The following is a 24,761-nucleotide window of genomic DNA, read 5'->3' as shown; positions in this document are numbered from 1 at the left end:
ATGGGCCCCAAATGCCCTATCGGAGGGGTCGAGAGATTCGACTCCGGAGCGGGAGCAAGGGGTATCGCCACTTGAACATCATGCCGAACCTGACAGCGGGGGCGCATCCGCACCCGCATGCGGGGCATGACGGTCAGGCGAACGACCCGCTGGACAGGGCCGTCGCCGCCGCCGCGCGCCACCTCCTCGCCCGCCAGCGCCCCGACGGACATTGGGTCTTCGAGCTGGAGGCGGATGCGACCATCCCCTCCGAATACCTCATGCTGCATCACTTCTTCGGCCATGTTCAGCCGGAGAAGGAGGCGCGGATCGGCCGCTATCTCCGCCGCATCCAGGCCGAGCAGCGGGCGAACACGGGCGGCGGCTGGCCGCTGTTTCACGGCGGCCCGCTCGACATCTCCTGCTCGGTGAAGGCCTATCTGGCGCTCCGGCTGATCGGCGACGCGCCGGATGCGCCGCACATGGCGGAAGCCCGCGAGGCCATCCTCGCCGCTGGCGGGGCCGAGCGCAGCAATGTCTTCACCCGGGCCGCGCTCGCGCTGTTCGGCGCGGTGCCCTGGCGCGCCGTGCCGATGATGCCGCCCGAGATCATGCTGCTGCCGCGCTGGTTCCCCTTCCATGTCAGCAAGATCAGCTACTGGGCGCGCACCGTCCTCGTGCCCCTGACCGTCGTCATGGCCCGCCGGCCCGCGGCGCAGAACCCGCGCGGCGTCACCATCGACGAGCTGTTCCGCACGCCGCCCGAGCAGGTGAAGGACTGGCCCGGCGGCGCCCACCAGGCCGAGCCCTGGGCCTCGCTCTTCAAGGCGCTGGACGGCGCGCTGCACCGCGCCCGCATGCTCTTCCCCCGCAACCACCGCGCGCGCGCCGAGGAGGCCTGCGAGCGCTTCGTGACCGAACGGCTGAACGGCGAGGACGGGCTGGGCGCCATCTACCCCGCCATGGCCAATGCCGTGCTGATGTATCACTGCCTGGGCGTGGCGCAGGACGATGCGCGCATGGTCACCGCCTGGGCCGCCATCGAGAAGCTGGTGGAAGAACGCCCCGGCACGGACGAGACCTATGTCCAGCCCTGCCTCTCGCCCGTCTGGGACACCGCACTCGTCAGCCACGCCCTGCTGGAAGCGGGCGGCGAGGCCGAGCGCGCGGCGGTGGGGCGCGGCCTGAACTGGCTCCTCTCCAAGGAAATCCGCGACGTGCGCGGTGACTGGGCCTGGAAGCGGCCCAACCTGCAGCCCGGCGGCTGGGCCTTCCAGTATGAGAACGCGCATTACCCGGACGTGGACGACACCGCCGTGGTGGTGCTGGCCATGGACCGCTATCGCGCCGCCGCCCCGACCGACACGGCGCTGGACGGCGCCATCCAGCGCGCCACGGACTGGACCGTCGGCATGCAGTCGCGCGGTGGCGGCTGGGGCGCCTTCGACGCCGACAACACCTTCCACTACCTGAACCACATCCCCTTCGCCGATCACGGCGCGCTGCTCGACCCGCCGACCGCCGATGTCTCGGGCCGCTGCCTCGCCATGCTGGCGCAGCTCGGCCGGGGCGAGGAGGCGGCCTCCAAGGCCGCCATCGAATACCTGCTGCGCGAGCAGGAGGCCGACGGCTCCTGGTATGGCCGCTGGGGTGTCAACTACATCTATGGCACCTGGTCGGCCGTGACCGCGCTCAACGCCGCGGGCCTGCCGCCCGAGCACGACGCGATGCGCCGCGCCGTCGCCTGGCTCGTCGCCAACCAGAACGAGGATGGCGGCTGGGGCGAGGATGGCATGAGCTACCCCGCCCGCGGCGGCACGCGCCCCGATCCGCGCCAGCCCGCGCCTTCCTCGGCGAGCCAGACGGCCTGGGGCATGCTGGCCCTCATGGCCTGCGGCGAGGCGGGGCACGAGGCGGTGAGCCGCGGCGCCGCCTGGCTCATGCAACGCCAGAAGGAAGACGGCGACTGGCCGGAGGAGGACTATACGGGCACCGGCTTCCCGCGCGTCTTCTACCTGCGCTACCACGGCTACCGGCGCATCTTCCCGCTCTGGGCGCTGGCGCGGCTGCGGAACCTGCGGGCGTCGAATACGCGGCGCGTCAGCTACGGGCTTTGAAGAACGGAGGGGCTCTGCCCCTCCACCCCGGCAAGAACCTCAGGTTCTTGCATCTCCGATCAGGAAGCCATGAACGCCTTCGACGTCGTGATCATCGGTGCGGGTGCGGCGGGGCTGATGGCCGCCATCCGCGCGGGGCAGCGCGGCCGCCGCGTGCTCCTGCTCGATCACGCCGAGGCGCCGGGCAAGAAGATCCTCATCTCCGGCGGCGGGCGCTGCAACTTCACCAACCGCGACATCCGGCCGGAACGCTTCCTCTCCGCCAACCCCGCCTTCGCCCGCTCGGCGCTCTCGCGCTACACGGCGCGCGACTTCCTGGCGCTGATCGAAAAGCACCGCATCGCCTGGCACGAGAAGACCCTCGGCCAGCTCTTCTGCGACGGCTCGGCCCGCCAGGTGGTGGCCATGCTGCTGGCCGAAGCCGAGGCCGTGGGCGTGGAACTCCGACTCGAAACCCGCGTCACCGACATCACCCGTGGCACGGACTTCACCGTCGCCACCGATCGCGGCAGCTTCACCGCGCCCTCGCTCGTGCTCGCCACCGGCGGCCTTTCCATCCCCAAGATGGGCGCGACGGGCTTCGCCTATGACGTGGCCAAGCGCTTCGGCCTGGGCCTGGTGGAGCGCCGCCCCGGCCTCGTCCCCTTCGCCTTCGGCGGCGAGGAACTGGCGCTGATGCAGCCGCTGGCCGGCGTCTCCCTGCCCATCCTGGCGCGGGCGGGTGCGGCCAAATTCCCGGAGGCGATGCTCTTCACCCATCGCGGCCTCTCCGGCCCCGCCATCCTGCAGATCAGCTCCTACTGGCACCCGGGCGAGCCCATCATGCTCGACCTGCTGCCCGGCCAGGATGCGGTTTCGCTGCTGCTGGCGGCCAAGCGCGCCCGCCCCAAGGCGGAGCCGCGCACCGCGCTGGGGGACCTGCTGCCCGCGCGCCTGGCCCAGGCGCTGGCCGAGCGGCACCTGCCCGGCCCGCGCATGGCGGATTTGCAGGACCGCGCGCTGATCGGCCTCGCCAACCTGCTGAAATCCTGGCGCCTGATCCCCGCGACGACCGAGGGCTACGCCAAGGCCGAGGTCACGCTGGGCGGCGTGGACACGGCGGCGCTGTCGCAGCAGACCATGATGGCGAAATCCGTGCCCGGCCTCTTCGTTGTGGGCGAGGCGGTGGACGTGACCGGCTGGCTCGGCGGCTACAACTTCCAATGGGCCTGGGCGAGCGGCTGGGCGGCTGGGGAGGCCGCTTAGCAAAGCTGAAATGAAGGTGGTGCGGCGCAGCCGCACCGCGCGATGGGTTGGTGGGCGGCATCGCGCGAAGCGAAGTGGTGCGGCGCAGCCGCACCGCGCGATGGGTTGGTGGGCGGCATCGCGCGGGAAAAGTGGTGCGGGCGGTCGGAATCGAACCGACACTCTGTCACCAGAACCGGATTTTGAGTCCGGCGCGTCTACCAGTTCCACCACGCCCGCGTGTCGCCAGTCCTACACGCCGGAAGGGCGCGCTTCAACACCCCCAGGGTCAGGCCGCGCGCCGCCGCGCCAGCAGTGGCCAGAGCAGCGCCCCCAGCGTCATCGCCCAAAGCACGATCGAGACGGGCGAACCCGCCAGCGCCATCACATCCCCATCCGAGAGCGACATGGCGCGGCGCAGATTATCCTCCAGCATGCGCCCCAGCACGAAGCCCAGGATGATCGGCACCAGCGGCACGTCGAGCTTGCGGAAGGCCCAGCCCATGATGCCGAAACCGATGGCCAGCAGCAGGTCGAAGGCGGAATTGCTCGCCGCATAGACGCCGGCGAAGCTCAGGGCGAGCACGCCCGGATAGAGCACCCAGGCCGGCACCGTCAGCAGCCGCGCGAAGATGCCGACCAGCGGCAGGTTCAGCAGCAGCAGCATGCAATTGCCGATATACATGGAAGCGATCAGCCCCCAGGCCACGTCCGGCTTTTGCTCGAACAGCAGCGGCCCGGGCGTGATGTTGTACATCAGCAGCGCGCCCAGCAGCACGGCGGTCGTGCCCGAGCCCGGGATGCCGAGCGAGAGCATGGGCACCAGGTTGCCGATCTGCGCGGCATTGTCCGCCGTCTCGGGTGCCGCCACGCCGCGCATGTCGCCCTGGCCGAATTTGCCATTCGTCTCGTTCAGCCGCTTCTCGGCCGTGTAGGAAAGCGCGCTGGCGACGGAGGCGCCCGCGCCGGGCAGCACGCCGATGACGAAGCCGATGCTGGTCGCGCGGAACATCGCCGGCAGGCAGAACAGGGTCTCGCCAAAGGTCAGCCGCTGGCCGTGCCCAAGCTTCGCCGCCTCGGCCCGGATCCGCGTCTCGATCAGCAGCAGGATCTCGCCGATCGCGAAAAGCCCGATGGCGAGCACGGTGAAATCCAACCCCCCCAGCAATTCCATCGAGCCCGCGGTGTAGCGCTCCACACCCGTGCCGGAATCGATGCCGACCATGGCAAGCAGGATGCCCAGGCACCCCGCCGCCCAGGCCTTGGGCGCGGAGCCACCACCCACCGCCCCCAGCAGCGAAAGCGCGAAGGCGATCAGCGCCACGTAGTCGGCCGGCGAGAAGGCGACGGCCACGCGCGCCAGCGGTACCGAAAGGAAGGTCATCAGCACCACGCTGATGGTCGCACCCACGAAGCTGCCGATGCCCGAGATGGCCAGCGCCGCCCCCCCGCGCCCCTGCTTGGCGAGCGGATGCCCATCCAGCGTCGTCAGCACCGCCGAGGGCTCGCCCGGCATGTTGAGCAGGATGGCCGTGATGCGCCCGCCATAGCCCGAGCCGTAATAGACGGCGGCGAGCAGGATCAGCGCCGATTCCGGCGGCAGCTTCAGCGCCAGGCAGAAGGGCAGCAGCAGGGCGATGGCATTCAGCGGCCCGATGCCCGGCAGCACGCCGATGGCGGTCCCGATGATGCAGCCGATAAGTGCCAGAAACAGGTTGGTGGGCTGGAGCGCGACCGCGAAGCCGCCGCCCAGCGCGGCGAAGGTCTCCATCATGCGCCGAGCAATCCCTTCGGCAGCGGCAGATCCAGCACCCGGTCGAACAGGGCCCAGAGCACCGCGCTGGTGATGAGCCCCGTGCCGATGGCGGCGAGCGGGCGCGCGCCGAACAGCAGCGCCACGCCGATGGCGAGCAGGGCGGTCGCCGCCAGGAAACCGAGCGGCACCAGCAGCAGCGCATAGCCCGCCATGACCAGCACCAGCAGCGGCGGCGCCGCCTTGCGTTCCGGCACCTCGAAGGCCGGCCCGCGCGGCACCAGCAGCAGCGCGCCGCAGAGCCCCATCAGCAGGGCCACGGTGGAGGGAAAGGCGCGCGGCCCGAGCGGATCGGCCGCGAAGGGCACCTCGAGCGACTGCGCCGACCAGATGGCCAGCGCGGCCAGGACCATCAGGGCCAGCCCGAGCGCGCGCCCGGCCGTCATTGCGTCTGCGTCACCAGCCCGACCTCGCGCGCCAGCTGCCGGAACTCGGCGGTGCGGCGCTTGGCGAGCTCGGCATATTCGGCGCCCACGAGGTTGAACTCGAAGAGCCCCTGGGCGGCGCGCGCCTCGGGCCAGGCCGGATTGGCCTGCAGGCGGCGGATGGCATCCACCCAGAAATTGTAGGCGGCATCGGGCATCTGCGGCGGGCCGTAGAAGCCGCGCACGATGGGCCAATCCACCTCCACGCCCTGCTCGCGCGCCGTCGGCACCTGGGCCAGAGCGCCGGTCAGGCGCTGCGCGGAGAGCACCGCCAGCAGCCGGATCTCGCCCGCCTCGAACTGCCCGCGCACCTCGGAGGCATCGCCCGGAAACACCTGGATATGCCCGCCCAGCAGCGCCGCCATGGATTGCCCGCCGCCCTCGAAGGGCACGTAGCGCATCCGGCGGGGGTCGGCGCCCGCGGCGCGCGCCACCAGCGCCGCCTTGTGCCAGTCCTGGCTGCCCACGGCGCCGCCGGCGCCCATCGGCACGCTGGCCGGGTCGGCGCGCAGGGCCGCCATCAGGTCGGCCAGGGTGTTGAAGCGGCTGTCCTTCCGCACCGCGATCACGCCGTAATCCGCGCCGATGGCGCCGATCCAGCGCACGTCATTCTCGCCGAAGCGGCCGAAGCGCCCCTGCGCCATGTTCACCCAGGAGCCGGTGGAGACGGCCACGATCACATTCGCATCCGCGCGGCGCTGCGCGTTGATGTGGTTGATCGCGACGGCGCCGATGCCGCCGGGCATGTTCTGCGTGCGGATGGGCTGCGCCACGATGCCCGTCTCGTTCAGCATGCGCGTGGTCAGCCGGCAGGTCAGGTCGAAGCCGCCGCCGGGTGCCGCGGGCGCGATGCATTCGGGGTTCTGGGGCGTGAAGCCTTGCGCCTGCGCTGCCATGGGCAGCAGGGCGGAGGCGGCGAGAAGCGCGCGGCGTTGCATGAGGACCTCCCCGGTGCGGCCGCGCAACGGGATGACGCGCGGCCATGCGTGATTTTCGATGTTCTCCTGCGGGATTCAGCCGGGGGGTGCAAGCGTCACGCCAGCACCCGGTCCACCCGGTCCCGCAGGCGATACCAGCCGCCGACCAGCGGCAGGAACCAGTCCGGATTGCCGTCATAGAAGGCGCGCGTCGGGAAATGCAGGCTGTCCAGCGCGAAGCCCTCATTGGCGGCGCCCGCGATCTTCAGCGCGGCGTTGTGGCCCATCCAGCTTGCCATCGCGACGCCGCTGCCCTGGCAGCCGGCCGCGTAATGCACGCCATCCTCCACGCCCAGATGGGGCAGGTAGTCGAAGGTGAAGGCGACATTGCCGGTCCAGGCATGGGTGATGCGGACGTCCTTCAGTTCCGGCAGAACCTCGACCATCATCGCATGCAGCGTGGGCGCGGCCTCCTCGGGCGTGCTGGGGCCGAAGCTCGCGCGCCCGCCCCAGAGGATGCGCTTCCCGTCCGGTGAGGGGCGGTAGTAGTTCAGCACGCGCTTGGTGTCGCTGATCATGTGGCGCCCCGGGAAGATCCGGCTGATCCGCTCCTCGCCCAGTTCCTCGGTCGCGATGATGTAGCTGCCGATGGGCATGAGGCGCTTGGTCAGCCAGGGCATGGGCCCGCCGCGGCTATAGCCGTTGGTCGCCATCAGCACGGCATCCGCCCGCATCTCGCCCCGCGTGGTGACGAGGCGGAAGCCGGCGCCTTCCTTCACCGTCTCGGTCACGCGCACCTGGTCCACCAGATGGGCGCCCAGCCGCTCGGCCGCCGCCGCCAGCGCGCGGGCATACTTGCCCGGGTGCAGGCTGCCCGTGCCGGCCGCATGCATGCCGCCGTAATAGTGGTCCGTCGCCACGAATTCCCGCACGCCCTCCTTGCCGATCATGCGCGCCACATCGCCGCTGATCTCCTCGATCCGCGCTCGGTTGCCGGCCAGCGTGGCCAGATGCTTGGGCGTATAGGCGCCGACGAAGCGGCCGCTGCGGACATAGTCGCAATCCAGCTGCTCGCGCGCGATGAGCTCCTCGATGAAGGGGAAGCTCGCCCCGCAGGCGCGCGCGATCTCGGCCGCGCGCTCCTCGCCGAAATTCTGGGTGAGCGGCCCGCGCGCCACCTTCAGCCCGCCCGAGACCATGCCGCCATTGCGCGAGGAGGCGCCCCAGCCGATGCGCTCGGCATCCAGCACCGTCACCTCATGGCCCAGGCGCCGCAGCGTGAGCGCGGCGGAGAGCCCGGTATAGCCGCCGCCCACGATGGCGACACGGCAGCGTTCCGGCAGCGCATTGTCGCGGCTCGGCGGCTCGGCCGCCTCCCACCAATAGGGTTTCGCCTGGAATCCGGGGGCGAAGATGCGGTCGCTCATGGCGCTGCCCAAGGCTTCGGCATGGATGATCCTCCTTGCTGCAATCGGAGGGTGGCACGGCGCCGCGACCCCTTGAAAGGCCCGCCGCGTGGTTGACGCGCTGGCAAGGCCGCGTGAGCATGAAAATCCCATCACGAAAGAGGGCCGGGTTGAGCGCGGATATCATCTTCACGGGCGGCAGCGTGTTTCGCGGCCTCCACTCCGGCATGGCCGAGGCGCTGGCGGTCTCCGCCGGGAAGGTGATGGCGGTCGGCGGCAAGGCCGAGATCGAGGAACTGGCCGGGCCGGACACGCGCCGCGTGGCACTCGATGGCCGGCTTGCGATTCCCGCCTTCCACGAAGCGCATATGCACCTGCTGCCCTTCGGGCTCGGCCTTTCCATGGTGAACCTCCGCGCCGAGGAGGTCCGCACGCTGGAGGAGGCGCGCCGCCGCCTGCGCGACGCGGCCGAGGCCACGCCCAAGGGCCAATGGGTGATGGGCTGGGGCTATGACCACGGCGCCCTCGACATCGGCCGCCACCCCACGGTGAGCGAGCTGGACGCGGCGGTGCCCGACCACCCGCTCCTCATCATGCGCACCTGCGGCCATATGGGGGTGGCGAACAGCGCGGCGCTGCGCGCCGCCGGCATCGGCCACAATACGCCCGACCCCGAGGGCGGCGTGATCGAGCGCCGCGGCGGCGCACTCACCGGCCTGATCCAGGAACGCGCGCTCAGCCTCATCAAGGCTGCCATGCCCGCCCCCGATGAGGCGCGGATGGTCAATGCCATCGAGGCGGCGGGGCAGCGCCTGGCTACGCTCGGCTTCGCATCCGCCACCGACATGAATGTGGGCATGAGCGGCGGCGTGGCCGAGATCGCCGCCTTCGAGCGCGCGGCGCGCGAGGGGCGCTGCCTGCAACGCATGTGGCTCGTGCTCGCCGGTAATCCCGAGGGTATCGCCGATGCCGCCCAGGAGGCCGGCCTGCGCCCCTGGAAACCGGGCGATGACCTGCACGGCACGCTGCGCTGGGGCGCGGTGAAGGTCTTCGCCGATGGCAGCGCGGGCGGGCTCACCGCCGCCTTCTTCGACCCCTATCTGAAGGAAGCGGGCGGCGGAACCGGCGTCTTCACCTTCCCGACCGAGACCATCCACGCGCTGCTGAAGAAGTTCCATGACCAGGGCTGGCAGCTCGACATCCACGCCATCGGCGATGCCGCGATCGAGCAGGTGCTGACCGGCATGGAGGAGGCGGGCGCCACGCCCGAGCGCCGCCACCGCATCGAGCATTGCGGCTTCGTGACGCGCGACCAGCGCCGGCGGATGAAGGCGCGCGGCATCCTGCCCGTGCCGCAGCCGGTCTTCATGTATGAGTTCGGCGACCTCTACCTGCGCAACCTCGGCCGCGCGCGCGCCGAGGCGGCCTATCCGATGAAGACCTGGCTCATGGAGGGCCACCACCCCTCCGCCTCCTCCGACAGCCCGGTCTCCACCGTCGAGCCCTGGCCCAACCTCTTCACCATGGTCACGCGCCAGACCAACCGCGCCACCGTGCTCGGCGCGGAGGAGCGGCTGTCCATCCAGGAGGCGCTGCATTGCTACAGCTGGTGCGGCGCCTATAGCAGCTTCGCCGAGGGTGTCCGCGGCACGCTGGAGCCCGGGATGGACGCCGACATCGCTATCCTCAGCCAGGATGTGACGACCCTGGCGCCGGAGGAATATCTCGGCGTGCAATGCGACATCACGCTGCGCGGCGGCATCGCCATCCATGACCGGCACGGGGAACTCGCCTGATGCTGCGCCATGCCCTGCACCGCATCGGCCTTGCCATTCCCGTCCTTTTCGGCGTGCTGCTCATCGGCTTCCTGCTCATGCAGGTGGTGCCGACCGACCCGGCCACCGTGCGCGCCGGCCCGCAGGCGACGGCGGAGATCGTCGCCGCCATCCGCACGGAACTCGGCCTGGATGAGCCCATCTGGGTGCAGTTCGGCATCTATCTGGGCCGCCTCGCGCAGGGCGATCTCGGTGTCTCCATCATCAACAACGTGCCGGTGACGCAGGAACTGGGCGCCACCATCGGCCCGACCATCGAGCTGATGTTCGCCTCGCTCCTCTGGTCCATCCCCACGGGCATCTTCCTCGGCACCATCGCCGCCTATTGGCGCGGCTCGCTGCTCGACAAGGCGATCATGGCGGTCAGCGTGGCCGGCGTCTCCTTGCCGGTCTTCTTCCTCGGCCTCGTCCTCATCTGGTTCGTGGGCTTCCAGTGGCAGTGGCTGCCCTTCACCGGGCGCGGCGGGCCGCTTTGGACCATGGACGGCATCCGGGCCATCATCCTGCCGGCCGTGACACTGGGCGGCGTGCTGGTCGGCCCCGTGGCGCGGATGACGCGCACCGCGGTGGTGGACACGCTCTCCGCCGACCATGTCCGCACCGCCCGCGCCAAGGGCCTCTCCGAGCGGCTCGTCGTGCTGCGCCACGCGCTCCGCAACGCGCTGATCCCGGTGGTGACGCTGATCGGGTTGCAGATCGGCTTCCTGCTCGGCGGCGCGGTGGTGACGGAGACCATCTTCTCCTGGCCCGGCGTCGGCCGGCTGGCGGTGGGCGCCATCCTCTCGGCCGATTTCCCCATGGCGCAGGGCACCATCATCGTGCTCAGCGCCGGCTTCATCCTGATCAACCTGACGGTGGACCTGCTCTACGCCGTGCTGGACCCCCGGGTGCGGCAGTCATGAGCGCCACCACCGTGACCGCCACGCCCGAAGCGCCCAGAAGGCCCACGCCCTTGCGCATGCTGATGCGCGACACGGGCGGCGCCATCAGCCTCGTCTTCGTGGTGCTGATCATCGCCGCCGCCCTGCTGGCCCCCTGGCTCGCCCCGCGCGACCCCTTCGACACCGACCTGATGGCGATCATGCAGCCGCCTTCCGCCGAATACTGGTTCGGCACGGATGGGCAGGGCAGGGACATCTTCTCCCGCATGCTCTACGGCCTGCGCATCACGCTGGGCATGGGCCTCGCCTCGCTCATCGTGGGGGGCGTGATCGGCGCGCTGATCGGCTTCCTCGCCGCCTTCTACCGGCGCGTGGACGGTCTGCTGATGCGCCTGATGGACATGCTGCTGAGCTTCCCGGCCATCCTCTTCGGCCTCGCTCTCGCCGCCATCTTCGGCCCGGGCCTCACCTCCGTCATCATCGCGCTCGCCATCGCGACCGTGCCGCTGATGGCGCGCATCGTCCGCAGCTCGGCCCTCGTCGTCATGGGCCTCGACTACATCGAGGCGGCGCGCGCCATCGGCATGAGCGATGCGCGGCTGATCCTGCGGCATCTGGCGCCCAACTGCCTCTCCGCGATCTTCGTCTTCTCCACGCTGCGCCTCGGCCAGGTGATCCTGCTGGGCTCCGCGCTCTCCTTCCTCGGCCTCGGCGCGCAGCCGCCGCTGGCCGAGCTGGGTGCGATGGCGGCGCAGGGGCGGAACTTCCTCTTCATCGCGCCGCATATCAGCGTGATCCCGTCCGTCGGGATCTTCGTGATCGTGCTCGCCTTCAACCTGCTGGGGGATGCGCTGCGCGACGCGCTCGACCCCCGGCTTCGCATCTGAACGGAGGAACAACCCATGATCCCCACTTGGAAGCGCATGGCACTGGGCGGACTTGCCGCCCTGGGCCTTGCCGTCACCGCCCAGGCCCAGACCCAGCCGCGCAACCAGATCACCATCATGCGCGAGATCGACAGCGACCGTTACGATCCGCACCGCTCCACCGCCCTCGCCGCCGGCGAGGTCATCACCATGCTGAGCGACACGCTGGTCAGCATGGATTTCGACATGCGGACCGTCCGCCCCGGCCTGGCCGAGCGCTGGGATGTCTCGCCCGATGGCCTGACCTACACCTTCCACCTCCGCACCGACGTCACCTTCTGCGACGGCAAGCCCTTCACCGCCGCCGACATGGCTTTCAGCCTGAACCGCTGGATCGGCCGCACCACGCCCCGCGTGGCCTCGCCCGTCGCCTGGCGCGCGGGCAATGTGAAGGAGATCCGCGCGACCGGCCCGCACACGCTGGTCTATGAGCTGAACGAGCCCTTCGGCGAGCTGCTCTCCCAGCTCACCCTCTTCTTCGGCTCGGCGATTGATCCCGCCACGGTCGAGCGGCTGGGCGACAATTTCGGCGTGCAGGGCTTCAACGGCACCGGCCCCTATTGCTGGGGCAACTGGACGCCGCGCAACGAGATGGTGCTGACGCGCCACCCGAACTACCGCTGGGGCCCGCCCAGCATGGAGAACCGCGGCCCGGCCCATGTCGAGCGCATCGTCTGGCGCGTGATCCCCGAGGCCGCGGCGCGCGTCGCGGCGCTGCAGGCCGGCCAGGCGGATGTGACGCAATACATCCCCGAGGCCTTCTGGGACGCGATCCGCCGTGTGCCCACCGTGACCAACTCCCAGCAGCCCAACTACTTCTGGGACTTCTTCATGGGCTTCAAGGTGGACAAGCCCGTGGTGAGCGACGTCGCCATCCGCCGCGCCGTGCATCAGGCGGTGAATCGCGAGGGCCTGGTCCGCGCCGTCTGGTCCGGCCATGCCGAGGTCGCGCGCAACATCATCAACCCGCGCGCGCCCGATTATGACGCGCAGTCCGACGCCATGGTCCCCGCCTTCGACCAGGCCGCCGCCCGCCGCACGCTGGACGAGGCCGGCTGGCGCATGGGTTCGGACGGCATCCGCGTGAAGGACGGCCAGCGCGCCACCTTCCTGCTCTATGGCATCAACACGCTGGCCAACCAGCGCTCGGGCGAGATCATCCAGCAGGCGCTGCGGCAGGTCGGCATCGAGATGCGCGTGCAGCTCTTTGACGCGACGGTCGCCTGGGGCCGGCTCGCCACGCAGGAATTCGACGCGTTCTTCCTGAGCTACCCGTACCTCTCGGCCAGCGACGCGCTGAACCTCTACTGGCACAGCCGCAACCGGCCCACGCCCAACCGCATGAACTGGAACAACCCGCAGACCGACGCCTGGCTGGAAGGGGCGCGCCGCGCCATCGACCCGGCCGAGCGCGCGCGACTGACGGCCAACATCCAGCGCCAGCTGGCCGAGGAGGCGCCCTGGCTCACGCTCGCGCGCAGCCAGATGGTGGTCTTCGCCAACCAGCGCGTCACCGGCGCGCGGGCGCATGGCATCTACGGCATCGGCATCTACAAGGGCCTGGACCTGAGGGTGCGCTGAGCCATGACCATCACCCTGATCAAGAACGCCGATCTCGTCGTCGCCTGGGATGAGGGCGAGAAGCGCCACGCCTATCTCCCCGGCGGCGACGTGGCCTTCAAGGATGGCGTGCTGCGCTTCGTGGGCCGCGGCTATGAGGGCACGGCGGATGTGGAGATCTCGGGCAGCGGCCTCATGGTCATGCCCGGGCTGGTCAATATCCACTCGCACCCGACCAGCGAGCCGATGAACAAGGGGCTGATTGATGAGATCGGCTCCCCCGGCCTCTACAACTCGTCGCTCTACGAGTTCATGCCGATCTTCCGCTCCGATGCGGAAGCCATCCCGGATTGCGTCCGCGTGGCGCTCTCCGAACTGCTGCTGAGCGGCGTGACGACGCTGGCCGACCTTTCCATGGCCCATCCCGGCTGGCTCGACCTGCTGGCCGAAGCGGGCATGCGGGTCTGCATCGCGCCCATGTTCAAGTCGGCCCGCTGGTTCACCAAGAACGGCCATGTCGTCGAATATGAATGGGACGAGGCGGCCGGCGTGAAGGCGATGGAGGAGGCCTTCGCCCTCATCCAGCGCGCCGAACAGCACCCGAGCGGGCGCCTCTTCGGCATGGCCTGCCCCGCGCAGATCGACACCTGCGCGCCCGAACTGCTGCGCGACAGCCGGGCCGAGGCCAAGGCGCGCGGCCTCTCCTGGCAGATCCACGCGGCGCAATCCGTGGTGGAGTTCCACGAGATCACCCGCCGCCACGGCTTCACCCCCATCCAGTGGCTGCACGAGATGGGCCTGCTGGATGAGCGTGCCGTGATCGGCCACGGCATCTTCCTGGACGACCACCCGAGCACGCCCTGGCACACCAAGCGCGACCTCGACATCCTGGCGGACACCGGCACCACGGTGGCGCATTGCCCGACGGTCTTCGCCCGGCGCGGCATCACGCTCAAGGATTTCGGGCGCTACAAGCGGCGCGGCGTGAATCTGGGGGTGGGCACAGACACCTATCCGCACAACATCCTGGATGAGATGCGCCTCGTCGCCTATCTCGCGCGGACCCAGGCCAATGACCCGCGCACCATGACGACGACCGACGTCTTCGACGCCGCCACCATCGGCGGCGCGCGGGCGCTGGGCCGCAACGACATCGGCCGCCTCGCGCCCGGCTGCCGCGCCGATTTCGTGCTGGTGGACGCGACGCATCCCCGCATGCAGCCCAACCACGATCCGGTCCGCGCCCTCATCTACGCGGCGGGCGATCGCGCCGTGCGCGATGTCTATGTGGACGGCATCAAGGTGGTGGGCGACGGCCAGGTGCTGACCATGGACTTCAAGCAGGCGGCGCTGAACCTCAGCGAGGCGCAGAAGCGCATCGTGGCCCGCGCGCCGCAGCAGGACTGGGCGCACCGCCCGGTGGACAAGATCGCGGCGCCGACCTTCAAATGGCTGTAGAAGAAATGGCCTCCGGCGGCTGGGGCCGAAAGGCCCCAGATCCCAAAACGAAAGGGGTCTGGGGGCCGTGCCCCCAGCCGCCGGAGGCATGAATCCCCTTCTTCAGATCGAGAACCTCCGCACCGTCTTCCGCACCTCGGGCGGCGACGTGGCGGCGGTGGATGGCGTCTCGCTCGACGTCATCCGTGGCAGGACGCTCGGCATCGTGGGCGAGAGCGGCTGCGGGAAATCCGTGCTGTCGCTGTCCATCATGCGGCTTGTCGCGCATCCCGGCCGCATCGCCTCGGGCCGCGTGCTGCTGGAGGGCAGGGACCTGGCCGGCCTCTCCAACGCCGAGATGCGCGGCGTGCGGGGCAAGGAGATCGGCATGATCTTCCAGGAGCCGATGACCTCGCTGAACCCGGTCCACACCGTGGGCTTCCAGATCACCGAGGGCATCCGCGCGCATGAACCCCATGCCAGCAAGGCCGAGCTGCGCGAGCGCGGCATCGCCGCACTCGCCCGCGTGCGCATCCCCTCGCCGGAGCGGCGCTTCGACGAATACCCGCACCAGCTCTCGGGCGGCATGCGCCAGCGCGTGATGATCGCCATGGCGCTGGCCTGCTCGCCCAAGCTGCTGATCGCGGACGAGCCCACCACGGCGCTGGACGTGACGGTCCAGGCGCAGATCCTCGACCTGCTGCGCGAGCTCCAGTCCGAGACGGGCATGGCCATCATCCTCATCACGCATGACCTCGGCGTGATCGCGGAAATGGCCGATGACGTGGCCGTGATGTATGCCGGCCGCGTGGTGGAGCGCACCAGCGCCCGCGCCCTCTTCGAGGACCCGCAGCATCCCTATACGCTCGGCCTGCTCGGCTCCATCCCGCGCCTGGATGAGGATCGGGAGCGGCTTCTCGCCATCCAGGGCGCCGTGCCGCCCCCCTTCGCCCTGCCGCCCGGCTGCCGCTTCGCGCCCCGCTGCCCCTTCGCCATCGAGGCCTGCCGCGCCGAAATCCCCGCGCTGCGCGCCGTGGGCGCCGGGCATGAGGCGGCCTGCCTGCGCGCGCCCGTCGAGGAGGCGCTGGCATGAGCGGCGTGAACCGTTCCGCCGATGGCGGCGCCCTGCTCGAGGTCGAGAACCTCGCCAAGCATTACCCGGTCCGCAGCGGGCTGATCCTGGCCAAGGAGATCGGCCGCGTGCGTGCCGTGGACGGCGTTTCCTTCACGCTGCGCCGGGGTGAGACGCTGGCGCTGGTGGGCGAAAGCGGTTGCGGCAAATCCACCACCGCACGGCTGGTGCTGCGCCTGATCGAACCCACCACGGGCTCCGTCCGCTTCGAGGGCACCGACATCACGAAGCTGGAAGGCCCGACGCTCAAGGCCTTCCGCCGCCGGGCGCAGATCGTCTTCCAGGACCCCTACGCCTCGCTCAACCCGCGCCTCACCGTGGGCCAGACCATCATGGAGCCGCTGGAGGTGCATGGCATCGGCGATGCCGCCTCGCGCCGCGCGCGGGTGGATGAGCTGCTGCGCCTGGTCGGCCTCGCCCCTTACCAGGCCGCGCGCTTCGCGCATGAGTTCAGCGGCGGCCAGCGCCAGCGCATCGGCATCGCCCGCGCGCTCTCCACAGAGCCCGACCTCGTGGTCTGCGACGAGCCGGTCAGTGCGCTCGATGTCTCGATCCAGGCGCAGGTGGTGAATCTGCTGCGCGATCTGCAGCAGCGGCTCGGCCTTTCCTACCTCTTCATCGCGCATGACCTGGCGGTGGTGAAGCATGTGGCCGACCGCATCGCCGTCATGTATCTCGGCCGCATCGTGGAGATCGCGGAGAAGCGCGAGCTCTTCGCCAATCCGCGCCACCCCTATACGCGCGCGCTGCTGGCCGCGATCCCGCATCCGGACCCCGCGCGGCGCGGCAAGGTGCAGCCGCTGGGTGGGGATTTGCCGAGCCCGCTCAACCCGCCGTCCGGCTGCCGCTTCCACACGCGCTGCCCCTTCGCCGTGGAGCGTTGCAAGGCCGAGGAACCCGCGCTGACCGATGGCGTGGCCTGCCATCGCGATGGCGAATTGCCGCCGCATGGCCTCGATTTCTCGGGCGGGCTCACCGAAAAGGCGGCGCGGCGCATGGCGCTCTACGCGCAGGGGAATGTCGGCGGCTAACCCGCCGGCAGGCGCAGCGTCACCGTCATCGCCCCCGGCGCGGTCGGCCCCAGGCTGAGCGCGCCGCCCACCTCCTCCATGATCTCCCGCGCGATGGCGAGGCCGAGGCCCGTGCCCGGCCCCGCCTCATCGAGCCGTCCGCCGCGGCGCAGCGCCTCGGCATGGGCCTCGGGCGGGATGCCTGGCCCGTCATCCGTCACCGCGACCGTGATGTCCGCACCCGCGCGCGCGATGGCCACGCGCACCTGCGCGCGGGCGAAGCGCGCCGCGTTGTCCATCACCGCCCCCAGCGCCTCGGCCAGGTCATCCTCATGGATCGCGGCCTCGGCGCCGGGCTCGCCTTCCACCGCCCAGTCCAGCCGCGCGCCCGCCTCGGTCCGCGCCAGCACCGCCACCAGCCGCCGCGCCACGCGCTGCGGCTCCCCGCGGTCGGTCCGGCCCCGCAGGGCACGGCGCGCGCGCGCGAGTTCGCGCTCCACATGGCGGCGCATCGCCTCGGTGGCCTCGCCCACTGCCGCCGCCGTCTCATGCCGCTCGGCCTCGGTCATCGGCCATTCCAGCCGTTCGGCCTCGGCCAGCAGCACCTGGATCGGCGTCTTCAGCCCATGGGCCAGGTCGCCCGCGCGGGCGCGGGCGGCGGCGACGTCACGCTCGCGCTGCGCCAAGAGCCCGTCCAGCTCCCGCGCCAGCGGCAGGATCTCGCTCGGGAAGCCCTGCTCGCCCAGCCGCGCCGCCCGGCCCGAGCCGATCGCCACCAGCCGCGCCCGCATGCGCCTGAGCGGCGCGAGGCCCACCGCCACCTGCGCCGCGAAGGCCGCCAGCAGCGCGATCGCGATGACACCGAGGAAGGGAAGAAGGTCGCGCCGGAAGCTCGCCGCCGCCTCGCGCAGCTCCGCCGCGTCGCGCGCCGCCAGCACCACCAGCCGCTCGCCGCCCAGCCGCGCCGGCATCGTCACCGGCAGCCGCAGCGCCACCAGCGCCTCGCCGCCAGGGCCGGGCAGCGGGAAGAGCGTCTCGTCCATTGGCGCGCCCGCGGGTGCGGCCAGCGTCGCATCCCAGAGCGAGCGGGATTGCAGCAGCGGCGGCCCGCCGGCCGCGCGCGAGACCTGCCAGTAGAAGCCCGAGAGCGGCCGGTCATAGCGCGCATCACCAGGCGGCGCGCCGAGCGCCCAATCGCCCCCCGCCGACCGATCGATCTGCGCCGCGATCCCCTCCGCCAGCGCGGAGAGTTCGCGCGCCAATTGCCGCTCCGCATGCCGCTCGAAGAGCAGCGAGAGGCCGGCCATGGCGGCCGAGAGCGTCAGCCCCGCCGCCACCAGCCCCGCCAGCAGCAGCCGGAGGCGGAGCGAGCGCACCCAGCTGCTCAAGCGGGCGTCGTCGCCAGCGCGTAGCCCAGGCCGCGCCGCGTCTCGATCACATCACCGCCCAGCTTGCGCCGCAGCCGCAGAACCAGCGCCTCGACGGCATTCGCATCCCGCGCGTCATCATCGCCATAGAGCTGCTCGACGATGGTGCCCACGGACACGGCTTCTCCCGGCCGATGCGCCAGCAGGCTCAGGAAGCGCCATTCCAGCGCGGAAAGCGTGACGGGAATCCCATCCAGCCGCACCTCCTTCAGCCGCGTGTCGAGGGTGAGCCGCCCGGCCTCGATCACGGGCGAACCCAGCCCCGCCGCGCGCCGCAGCAGCGCGCGCACACGCGCGAGCAATTCCTCGATGCGGAAGGGCTTGGGCAGGTAGTCATCGGCGCCGGCATCAATGCCCTCGACCCGCTCCGACCAGGCGCCGCGCGCGGTCAGGACCAGCACGGGCATGTTCCGCCCCTCGGCGCGCCAGCGCTTCAGCACGGCGAGCCCGTCCATGCGCGGCAGCCCGAGGTCGAGAACGGCGAGGGTGTAATCCTCCGTCTCGCCGCGGAACAGCGCCTCCTCGCCATCGCCCACCAGCTCCACGCGGTAGCCCGCCGCCTCCAGCGCGCGCTGGACATGGGCGGCGATGCGCGGGTCGTCCTCGGCCAGCAGGATGCGCATCAGTCATCCACCTTCAGGATGCGGCCCGTCGCGGCATCCACCTCGAATTCGCGGCGCCGCCCGCCGCGCGTCAGCACCTTGATCTCATAGACGAAGCGCCCGTCCTCCTCGTCCAGCTCCACGCCGATCACTTCGCCGCCCAATTGCGGGCGGAGCAAAGCGAGGATTTCGGAGAGCGGCAGGATGCGCCCCTCGGCGATGGCGCGGCGCACGCGCTCCTGCTCCTCGCGCTGCCGGCGGCCTTGAGCGCAGGCGGGGAGGGCGGGCAGCAGCAGCGGCAGGGCCAGAAGGGCGCGGCGAAACATCACCCGCCTGCCCTACAGCCCGCCCGCTGACGGAATGCTGACGGCGGAGCGCGGCCGCCCGTCAGGGGGGCCTCGCTACACCTCATTCCACACCCGCCGGATCGGCCGACGGGGTGAATGACGGAAAGACCCATCCCATGCGCAAGACGCTTCTCCTCGCCGCCCTCGCGGGCAGCATCGCAGCCGGCCCGCTGGCCGCGCAACCCGCCGCCACCACGACCCGTTTCGCCGAGATCGCCGCCCGCCTGGAAGGCCAGGGTTTCCAGATCCAGGAGATGGAGCGCAAGCGCGACCGCTTCGAGGTGAAGGCGATGAACGCCGAGGGCCAGCGCATCAAGCTCGACGTGGATGCCAGCACGGGCGCGATCCTTCGCCAGGAGACCCGCACCCGCGACGGTCACCGGTAAGGGGGCTGGGCGGTGCACCTCCTCCTCGATCCGACCGGCGCGCGGCTGATGGTCTTCCTGCTCGCCCTGGCCGTGGCGCCGCTGGCCCTGATGATCTGGGACCGGCGCCGCCGGGAGGGGGCGCGCGCCGCCCGCCGCAATTCCTCCTGGCGCGGCTTCGCCTGGGCCGCGCCGGGCGCCACCCTGACCGCGTGAGGCCCCCCTGTTCCAACCGGGCAGGGCGCGCTTAACCTTCGCGCCATGACCCAGAACATCTTCGCCCCACGGCACATGATCATCGGCGGGGGCAGCCTCTCCCGCCTCGGCGAACTCCTCCGCCAACTCGGCTTCTCCCGCCCCCTGGTCGTCACCGACCCCTGGATGCAGAGCAGCGGCACGGTCGAGAAATGCCTGGCCCCGCTCCGCGCCGCCGGTTTCGCGCCGGTGGTCTTCCACGAAACGGTGCCCGACCCGACGGATACGGTGATCGCGGCCGGCGTCGCCGTGCTGCAGGCGGGCGATTTCGACGTGCTGATCGGCTTCGGCGGCGGCAGCCCGATGGACACGGCCAAGGCCATGGCGATCCTGGCCGCCGCCCCCGCCGGCACGCCCATGTCGGCCTTCAAGGTTCCCGTCGCGGCGGACCACGCCGCGCTCCCCGTCATCTGCATCCCGACCACCGCCGGCACGGGCAGCGAGGCGACGCGCTTCACCGTCATCACCGACGCCGCGCGGGACGAGAAGATGCTGATCGCGGGGCTGGGCGCGCTCCCGCTCGCCGCCATCGTGGACCATGAACTCACCCGCACCGTGCCCGCCCGCACCAAGGCGGATACCGGCATCGACAGCCTGACCCACGCGCTCGAGGCCTATGTCAGCAAGCGCGCCAACAGCGTGTCCGACATGTATGCCGAGCGCGCGATGCGCCTGATCGGCCCGCATCTGCGCCGGGTCTACAAGGACCCGGCCGATGACGCGGCGCGGGAGGCGATGATGCTGGGCGCGACGCTCGCCGGCCTCGCCTTCAGCAATGCGAGTGTCGCGCTGGTGCATGGCATGTCGCGGCCCATCGGCGCGCATTTCCATGTGCCGCACGGCCTCTCCAACGCCATGCTGCTGCCGGCGGTGACGGGCTTCGGCCTGAACCACGCCCTGCCGCGCTATGCGGAAGCCGCCCGCTGCATCGGCTGCGCCGCCCCCGGCGACGCGGACCAGGTGGCGGGTGCGAAGCTGATGGAGGAATTGCGCGCCCTGAACCGCGAATTGGAAGTGCCGAGCCCCGCCGCCTATGGCATCCCGCAGGCGAAGTGGAACGCGCTGCTGCCGGTGATGGCCGAGCAGGCGCTGGCTTCCGGCAGCCCGGGCAACAACCCGCGCGTGCCCGATGCGGCGCAGATCATGGAGCTCTACGTCGAGGCCTTCGGGGCCTGAGGCTTGCGGGGGGGCGCCAGCCCCTCGGCGCTGCGCCAGCGCTGGTTCCAGGCCGGCAGGGCCGCCACCGGCAGGGGGCGGCCCATCAGGAAGCCCTGCGCGCGCGCGACACCCAGCACGCGCAGCGCCCTGAGCAGGGCAGGGGTGGAGACGCCCTCGGCCGTCATCACAAGGCCACGCCGCGCCATGCGCAGCACCTGGTTGCGCGCGCGCGCCGATCTCGGCAGTGACTGCACCAGAGAGCGATCGAGCTTGATGCCCGCGAAATCCAGCCGCAGCAGGCGCTGGCGCGGATCATCCAGCAGATAGTCATCCATCAGCACGCCATGCCCCGCGGCCTTCAGGCGGCGCAGCGTGCGCGCCATGCGCGAGAGGTCACGCACCGGCGCCGTCTCGGTCAGCTCGATCATCAGCCGCCGGCGCGGGAAGCGTGTGCGCCCGAGCTGATGGCCGAGCCAGGCCACCACATCGCGCTTGTCCAGCTCCGGCGCCGGCAGGTTCACCGAGACCGGAATGCCGAGCGAGGCGGGCAGGCGGGACATGTCGCGGGCCGCGATGCGCGTCACGGCGGCGGCGAGCGGGCGGGAGAGGCCCATCTGCTCCATGGCCGGGATGAAGTTCACCGGCGTCAGCGCCACCGGCTCGCTCCGCCAGCGCGCCAGCGCCTCGACGAGGACGAGGCGGCGGGTGCGGACATGGATGATGGGCTGGTAGCGCAGCAGCAGGCTGTTGCCCTGCAAGCCGGCCTGGAGGCGGTTGGAATTGCGGCTGGCCCGCTTCGCGTCATGCGCGAGATGCCGCGTGCCGCTGAGCAACCCGCGCAGGAAGGCGCCTTCCTCCGAGAGCGCGGCCTCGGGCGTCAGCAGGGAGATGACGGCCGAGGGCGAGGCCTCGGCCATGGCGTCCACCAGGGACTGGTCGATCGGCAGTTCGCCATCCTCGAGGATGAGATGCGCGAAGCCGCTCAGGCTGGTGACGACGGCGCGCAGCACGGCGCCTTCGGTGCTGAGCACAACCGGCGGCGCCGCGCCGAGCGATGTGGCGGCGGCGCGGGCGGCCTCGATCAGCGTTGGGTCGCAGGCGATCACCAGCACGCGGCCGGGGGGCCTTTGCGCGGAAGGGGACGCTCCGCCGGCTTGGCTTGTCTCAAAAACCGTCAAAATTTCGGCCGATCTGCTCTAAATTTGAGATTAGCCGATTCCTGGCATGAATCCAAGGGCCAGGCCGGGGGGAACGGGGCCAGCGCCCATTCCCCCGTCCGATCCGCTCAGCGGATCGCCGTCTGCCCCTTCGGGGCCACCGGCTCCAGTTCGCCCCGGCGGAGCGAGTTGCGCCCGCTGAACAGCACGATGGGGGCCGCGATGAACACCGAGGATGAGGCCGAGATGAAGATGCCGAAGACCATCACCCAGGCGAAGCCCGCCAGCGTGTCGCCGCCGAAGAGCGCCAGCGGAAGCGCCGAAAGCAGCAGCGTCACCGAGGTGCCGAGGCTGCGGTTCAGCGTCTCGTTGATCGAGAGATCCACCAGCTCCTGCAGGGGCATCGTCTTGAATTTCCGCAGGTTTTCGCGCATGCGGTCGAACACCACGACCTTGTCGTTCGCGCTGAAGCCGATGACGGTGAGGATGCCGGCGATCGTCGTCAGGTTGAACTCGATCTGGAACAGGACCATGAAGCCGATGGTCTTGGTGGTGTCGAGCAGCAGCGTGGTGATGGCGGCCACGCCGAACTGCCATTCGAAGCGCACCCAGATATAGATGAGCATGGCGATGAGGCTGAGGCCCAGCGCCATCATGCCGCCGCGGAACAGCTCATCCGAGACGCGGTTGCCCACCGCCTCCACCCGCAGGATGCGGATGCCCGGGGCCGCGGCCTCCAGCGCGCCGCGCACGGTGCTCACCACCTGCTGCGTCTGCGCCTCCTGCGCCGGCGCGGGCACGCGGATCAGCAGCGTGCTCTCATCGCCGAACTGCTGGAGGCCCACATCGCCCACGCCCAGCGTCGCCGTCGCCGCGCGCAATGCGTTGATGTTGGCCGGCCCCTGCGTCCGCACCTCCATCACGATGCCGCCCTTGAAGTCGATGCCCTTCTCGAGACCCGGGTAGAAGGCGCCGATGACCGAGGCGGTGGAGAGCACGCCCGAGATGATGAGGCCGGCCACGGCGCCGCGCATGAAGGGGATCTTCGTCACATCCGGGCAGAGGCGGAACAGCGGGCGGCTCAGGCGCTGCCAGAGGCTGAGGCCCGGCTTCTCCAGCACCGGCAGGTCCTTCGGCCGGCGCCAGCGATACCACCAGACGACCAGCAGGCGCGTCACCACCGTCGCCGTCCACATCTGCACGATGGTGCCGATGGCGACCGTCACCGCGAAGCCCTTCACCGGGCCGGAGCCGAAGCCGTAGAGGCAGGCCATGGCGATCAGGTTGGTCAGGTTGGAGTCGAGAATCGTGCCCGAGGCCTTGGTATAGCCGATCTCCAGCGCGTTGATCGGGGATCTTCCGTTCTTCACCTCTTCGCGGATGCGTTCATTGATCAGGATGTTCGCATCCAGCGCCGTGCCGAGCGTGAGCACGATGCCGGCGATGCCGGGCAGGGTGAGCGTGGCTTCCAGCAGCGAGAGGAAGGCGATCAGCAGGACGATGTTGATGGCCAGCGCCACATTGGCGAACCAGCCGAAGAGGCCGTAGGCGAAGCCCATATAGAGAAAGACGAAGGCCACACCGACCGCGAGGCTGATCATGCCCGCCCGGATGGCGTCCGCCCCCAGCTCGGGCCCGACGGTGCGTTCCTCCACCACGGTCAGTGGCGCGGGAAGCGCGCCCGCGCGCAGCAGCACGGCCAGGTCATTGGCGGAGCGGACGGTGAAATTGCCGGAGATCTGACCGCGGCCGCCGGTGATGGGCTCGCGGATATTGGGGGCCGTGATCACCTTCTCATCCAGCACGATGGCGAAGGGCCGGCCGACATTGGCGCGGGTGATCTCGCTGAAGCGGCGGGTGCCGACCGAATCGAAGGTGAAGTTCACCACCCATTCGCCGGTCCGGCTGTCCTGGCTGGCGCGGGCATCGGTCAGGTTCGCGCCATCCACCTCGACGCGGCGGCGCACGGCGTAGCGTTCGCCCGCGCGCTCGCCATTGAGGAACATGATGCCCGGCGGCGGCGTGGCCGCCTGGGTGTTCACCGCCTCGTCCAGCAGATGGAAGGTCATCCGCGCGGTGCGGCCGAGCAGGTTCTTGATGCGGTCGGGGTCGTCCACGCCGGGGAGCTGGACCAGGATGCGGTTCATCCCCTGGCGGACGATGGTGGCTTCCACCACGCCCGTCTCGTCGATGCGGCGCCGGACGATCTCGATGGACTGCTCCACCGCGTTGGTCGCCTTGGCGCGCAGCCCGGCTTCGGTGACGGTCGCGGTCAGCAGGCCCTCGGCATTGATCGCCACCTCGATGTCGGGCTGCTGCGCGCCGCCGCCGACATTCACGGGGTTGGCCAGTTCGCGCACCACGCGGAGCGCGGCATCGCGCTGGCTGGCCTCGGTGATGCGCAGCGACATCCGCCGCTGGTCAGGCTGGGCGGAGAGGCCGGTGTAGGAAATGCGGGGGTTGGCCTGCGTCAGGCCGCGCCGAGTGCCCTCCACCAGGCCCTCCAGCCGCTCGCGCAGCAGGACGGAGGTGTCCACCTCCAGCAGCAGGTAGGAACCGCCGCGCAAATCGAGGCCGAGCGCGATCTGCCGCACCGGCACCCAGTCGGGGAAGGCGGCGCGGGGCAGCAGGTTGGGCAGGCTGACCAGCGTGCCCAGCAGGCAGACGAAGATAATGGCGGCCGTCTTCCAGCGCGCGAAATACATCATGACGTAACGAGGCCCTGACCTGGATTCCGGCGGAACATGACGAGGGGGAGGGGGGGATGCAAGCCTTGGCGGGAATTGTT

General features: G+C 70.6%; 21 protein-coding genes and 1 tRNA gene. 12 read left to right on the top strand and 10 right to left on the bottom strand.

Annotated features, from left to right (window positions below; translation table 11 throughout):
* Positions 1 to 80 precede the first annotated feature (80 nt).
* A complete protein-coding gene (gene shc, locus ACQ860_RS06655) occupies positions 81 to 2,096 on the top strand; it encodes a squalene--hopene cyclase (protein ID WP_431302628.1) in 2,016 nt (671 codons plus the stop codon).
* Positions 2,097 to 2,165: 69 nt separating this feature from the next.
* Positions 2,166 to 3,341, top strand: a complete 1,176-nt coding sequence (locus ACQ860_RS06650; protein ID WP_431302627.1) for an NAD(P)/FAD-dependent oxidoreductase — start codon at positions 2,166 to 2,168, stop codon at positions 3,339 to 3,341.
* A 132-nt stretch (positions 3,342 to 3,473) separates the two neighbouring features.
* Here ACQ860_RS06650 and ACQ860_RS06645 read toward each other — a convergent pair.
* The 5 genes from ACQ860_RS06645 to ACQ860_RS06625 all read right to left on the bottom strand — a co-directional run bounded on the left by ACQ860_RS06645 (position 3,474) and on the right by ACQ860_RS06625 (position 7,902).
* Positions 3,474 to 3,560 (bottom strand) — tRNA-Leu (locus ACQ860_RS06645).
* 49 nt (positions 3,561 to 3,609) lie between these two features.
* Complete coding sequence (locus ACQ860_RS06640; RefSeq protein ID WP_431302626.1) at positions 3,610 to 5,094, bottom strand: tripartite tricarboxylate transporter permease; 1,485 nt, start codon at positions 5,092 to 5,094, stop codon at positions 3,610 to 3,612.
* Complete coding sequence (locus ACQ860_RS06635) at positions 5,091 to 5,519, bottom strand: tripartite tricarboxylate transporter TctB family protein (protein WP_431302625.1); 429 nt, start codon at positions 5,517 to 5,519, stop codon at positions 5,091 to 5,093. Before ACQ860_RS06635 ends, ACQ860_RS06640 begins: the two co-directional genes overlap by 4 nt.
* Positions 5,516 to 6,496: a tripartite tricarboxylate transporter substrate binding protein gene (locus ACQ860_RS06630; RefSeq protein WP_431302624.1), complete on the bottom strand. Its 981-nt coding sequence runs from the start codon at positions 6,494 to 6,496 to the stop codon at positions 5,516 to 5,518. The genes ACQ860_RS06635 and ACQ860_RS06630 overlap by 4 nt, the downstream gene beginning before the upstream one ends.
* A gap of 95 nt (positions 6,497 to 6,591) precedes the next feature.
* Entirely contained in the window at positions 6,592 to 7,902 is a 1,311-nt protein-coding gene (locus ACQ860_RS06625; RefSeq protein ID WP_431302623.1) for an NAD(P)/FAD-dependent oxidoreductase, read from the bottom strand.
* A gap of 149 nt (positions 7,903 to 8,051) precedes the next feature.
* Here ACQ860_RS06625 and ACQ860_RS06620 point away from each other — a divergent pair, with 149 nt between their 5' ends.
* From ACQ860_RS06620 to ACQ860_RS06590, 7 genes are all read left to right on the top strand, one after another.
* Positions 8,052 to 9,677, top strand: coding sequence for an amidohydrolase (locus ACQ860_RS06620; RefSeq protein ID WP_431302622.1), 1,626 nt, complete (start codon positions 8,052 to 8,054; stop codon positions 9,675 to 9,677).
* Complete coding sequence (locus tag ACQ860_RS06615; protein ID WP_431302621.1) at positions 9,677 to 10,618, top strand: ABC transporter permease; 942 nt, start codon at positions 9,677 to 9,679, stop codon at positions 10,616 to 10,618. Before ACQ860_RS06620 ends, ACQ860_RS06615 begins: the two co-directional genes overlap by 1 nt.
* Complete coding sequence (locus tag ACQ860_RS06610; protein ID WP_431302620.1) at positions 10,615 to 11,484, top strand: ABC transporter permease; 870 nt, start codon at positions 10,615 to 10,617, stop codon at positions 11,482 to 11,484. The genes ACQ860_RS06615 and ACQ860_RS06610 overlap by 4 nt, the downstream gene beginning before the upstream one ends.
* A gap of 15 nt (positions 11,485 to 11,499) precedes the next feature.
* Positions 11,500 to 13,104 (top strand): ABC transporter substrate-binding protein, encoded by a 1,605-nt coding sequence (locus ACQ860_RS06605; protein WP_431302619.1) that lies wholly within the window; start codon positions 11,500 to 11,502, stop codon positions 13,102 to 13,104.
* Between the two features lie 3 nt (positions 13,105 to 13,107).
* Positions 13,108 to 14,541 (top strand): amidohydrolase family protein, encoded by a 1,434-nt coding sequence (locus tag ACQ860_RS06600; RefSeq protein ID WP_431302618.1) that lies wholly within the window; start codon positions 13,108 to 13,110, stop codon positions 14,539 to 14,541.
* 88 nt (positions 14,542 to 14,629) lie between these two features.
* A complete protein-coding gene (locus tag ACQ860_RS06595) occupies positions 14,630 to 15,613 on the top strand; it encodes an ABC transporter ATP-binding protein (protein ID WP_431302617.1) in 984 nt (327 codons plus the stop codon).
* A complete protein-coding gene (locus ACQ860_RS06590; protein ID WP_431302616.1) occupies positions 15,610 to 16,683 on the top strand; it encodes an ABC transporter ATP-binding protein in 1,074 nt (357 codons plus the stop codon). The genes ACQ860_RS06595 and ACQ860_RS06590 overlap by 4 nt, the downstream gene beginning before the upstream one ends.
* Here ACQ860_RS06590 and ACQ860_RS06585 read toward each other — a convergent pair.
* From ACQ860_RS06585 to ACQ860_RS06575, 3 genes are read right to left on the bottom strand one after another with little or no spacing between them, the layout of a single operon-like run.
* On the bottom strand, positions 16,680 to 18,038 hold the full coding sequence (locus ACQ860_RS06585) for an ATP-binding protein (RefSeq protein WP_431302615.1): 1,359 nt from the start codon (positions 18,036 to 18,038) through the stop codon (positions 16,680 to 16,682). The genes ACQ860_RS06590 and ACQ860_RS06585 overlap by 4 nt on opposite strands.
* 8 nt (positions 18,039 to 18,046) lie before the next feature.
* Positions 18,047 to 18,712, bottom strand: coding sequence for a response regulator transcription factor (locus ACQ860_RS06580; RefSeq protein ID WP_431302614.1), 666 nt, complete (start codon positions 18,710 to 18,712; stop codon positions 18,047 to 18,049).
* Entirely contained in the window at positions 18,712 to 19,017 is a 306-nt protein-coding gene (locus ACQ860_RS06575; protein WP_431302613.1) for a PepSY domain-containing protein, read from the bottom strand. The genes ACQ860_RS06580 and ACQ860_RS06575 overlap by 1 nt, the downstream gene beginning before the upstream one ends.
* 137 nt (positions 19,018 to 19,154) lie before the next feature.
* On the opposite strand from ACQ860_RS06575, the gene ACQ860_RS06570 reads away from it, so the two are divergent.
* The 3 genes from ACQ860_RS06570 to ACQ860_RS06560 are packed head-to-tail and all read left to right on the top strand — an operon-like array spanning position 19,155 to position 20,834.
* Complete coding sequence (locus ACQ860_RS06570) at positions 19,155 to 19,424, top strand: PepSY domain-containing protein (RefSeq protein ID WP_431302612.1); 270 nt, start codon at positions 19,155 to 19,157, stop codon at positions 19,422 to 19,424.
* A 12-nt stretch (positions 19,425 to 19,436) separates the two neighbouring features.
* Entirely contained in the window at positions 19,437 to 19,619 is a 183-nt protein-coding gene (locus tag ACQ860_RS06565; protein ID WP_431302611.1) for a hypothetical protein, read from the top strand.
* A gap of 45 nt (positions 19,620 to 19,664) precedes the next feature.
* The gene (locus ACQ860_RS06560; protein WP_431302610.1) at positions 19,665 to 20,834 is read left to right on the top strand and encodes an iron-containing alcohol dehydrogenase; all 1,170 of its coding nucleotides are present in this window, start codon (positions 19,665 to 19,667) and stop codon (positions 20,832 to 20,834) included.
* Here ACQ860_RS06560 and ACQ860_RS06555 read toward each other — a convergent pair.
* Complete coding sequence (locus tag ACQ860_RS06555) at positions 20,810 to 21,928, bottom strand: EAL domain-containing protein (protein ID WP_431302609.1); 1,119 nt, start codon at positions 21,926 to 21,928, stop codon at positions 20,810 to 20,812. The genes ACQ860_RS06560 and ACQ860_RS06555 overlap by 25 nt on opposite strands.
* A gap of 173 nt (positions 21,929 to 22,101) precedes the next feature.
* The gene (gene secD, locus ACQ860_RS06550) at positions 22,102 to 24,681 is read right to left on the bottom strand and encodes a protein translocase subunit SecD (protein ID WP_431302608.1); all 2,580 of its coding nucleotides are present in this window, start codon (positions 24,679 to 24,681) and stop codon (positions 22,102 to 22,104) included.
* Positions 24,682 to 24,761 lie beyond the last annotated feature (80 nt).

The sequence above is a fragment of the Sediminicoccus sp. BL-A-41-H5 genome (genome assembly GCF_050632405.1).
Lineage (GTDB): Bacteria > Pseudomonadota > Alphaproteobacteria > Acetobacterales > Acetobacteraceae > Roseococcus.
Note: the sequence above shows the minus strand (reverse complement) of the source record. Positions and strands in the feature narration are given on the sequence as shown.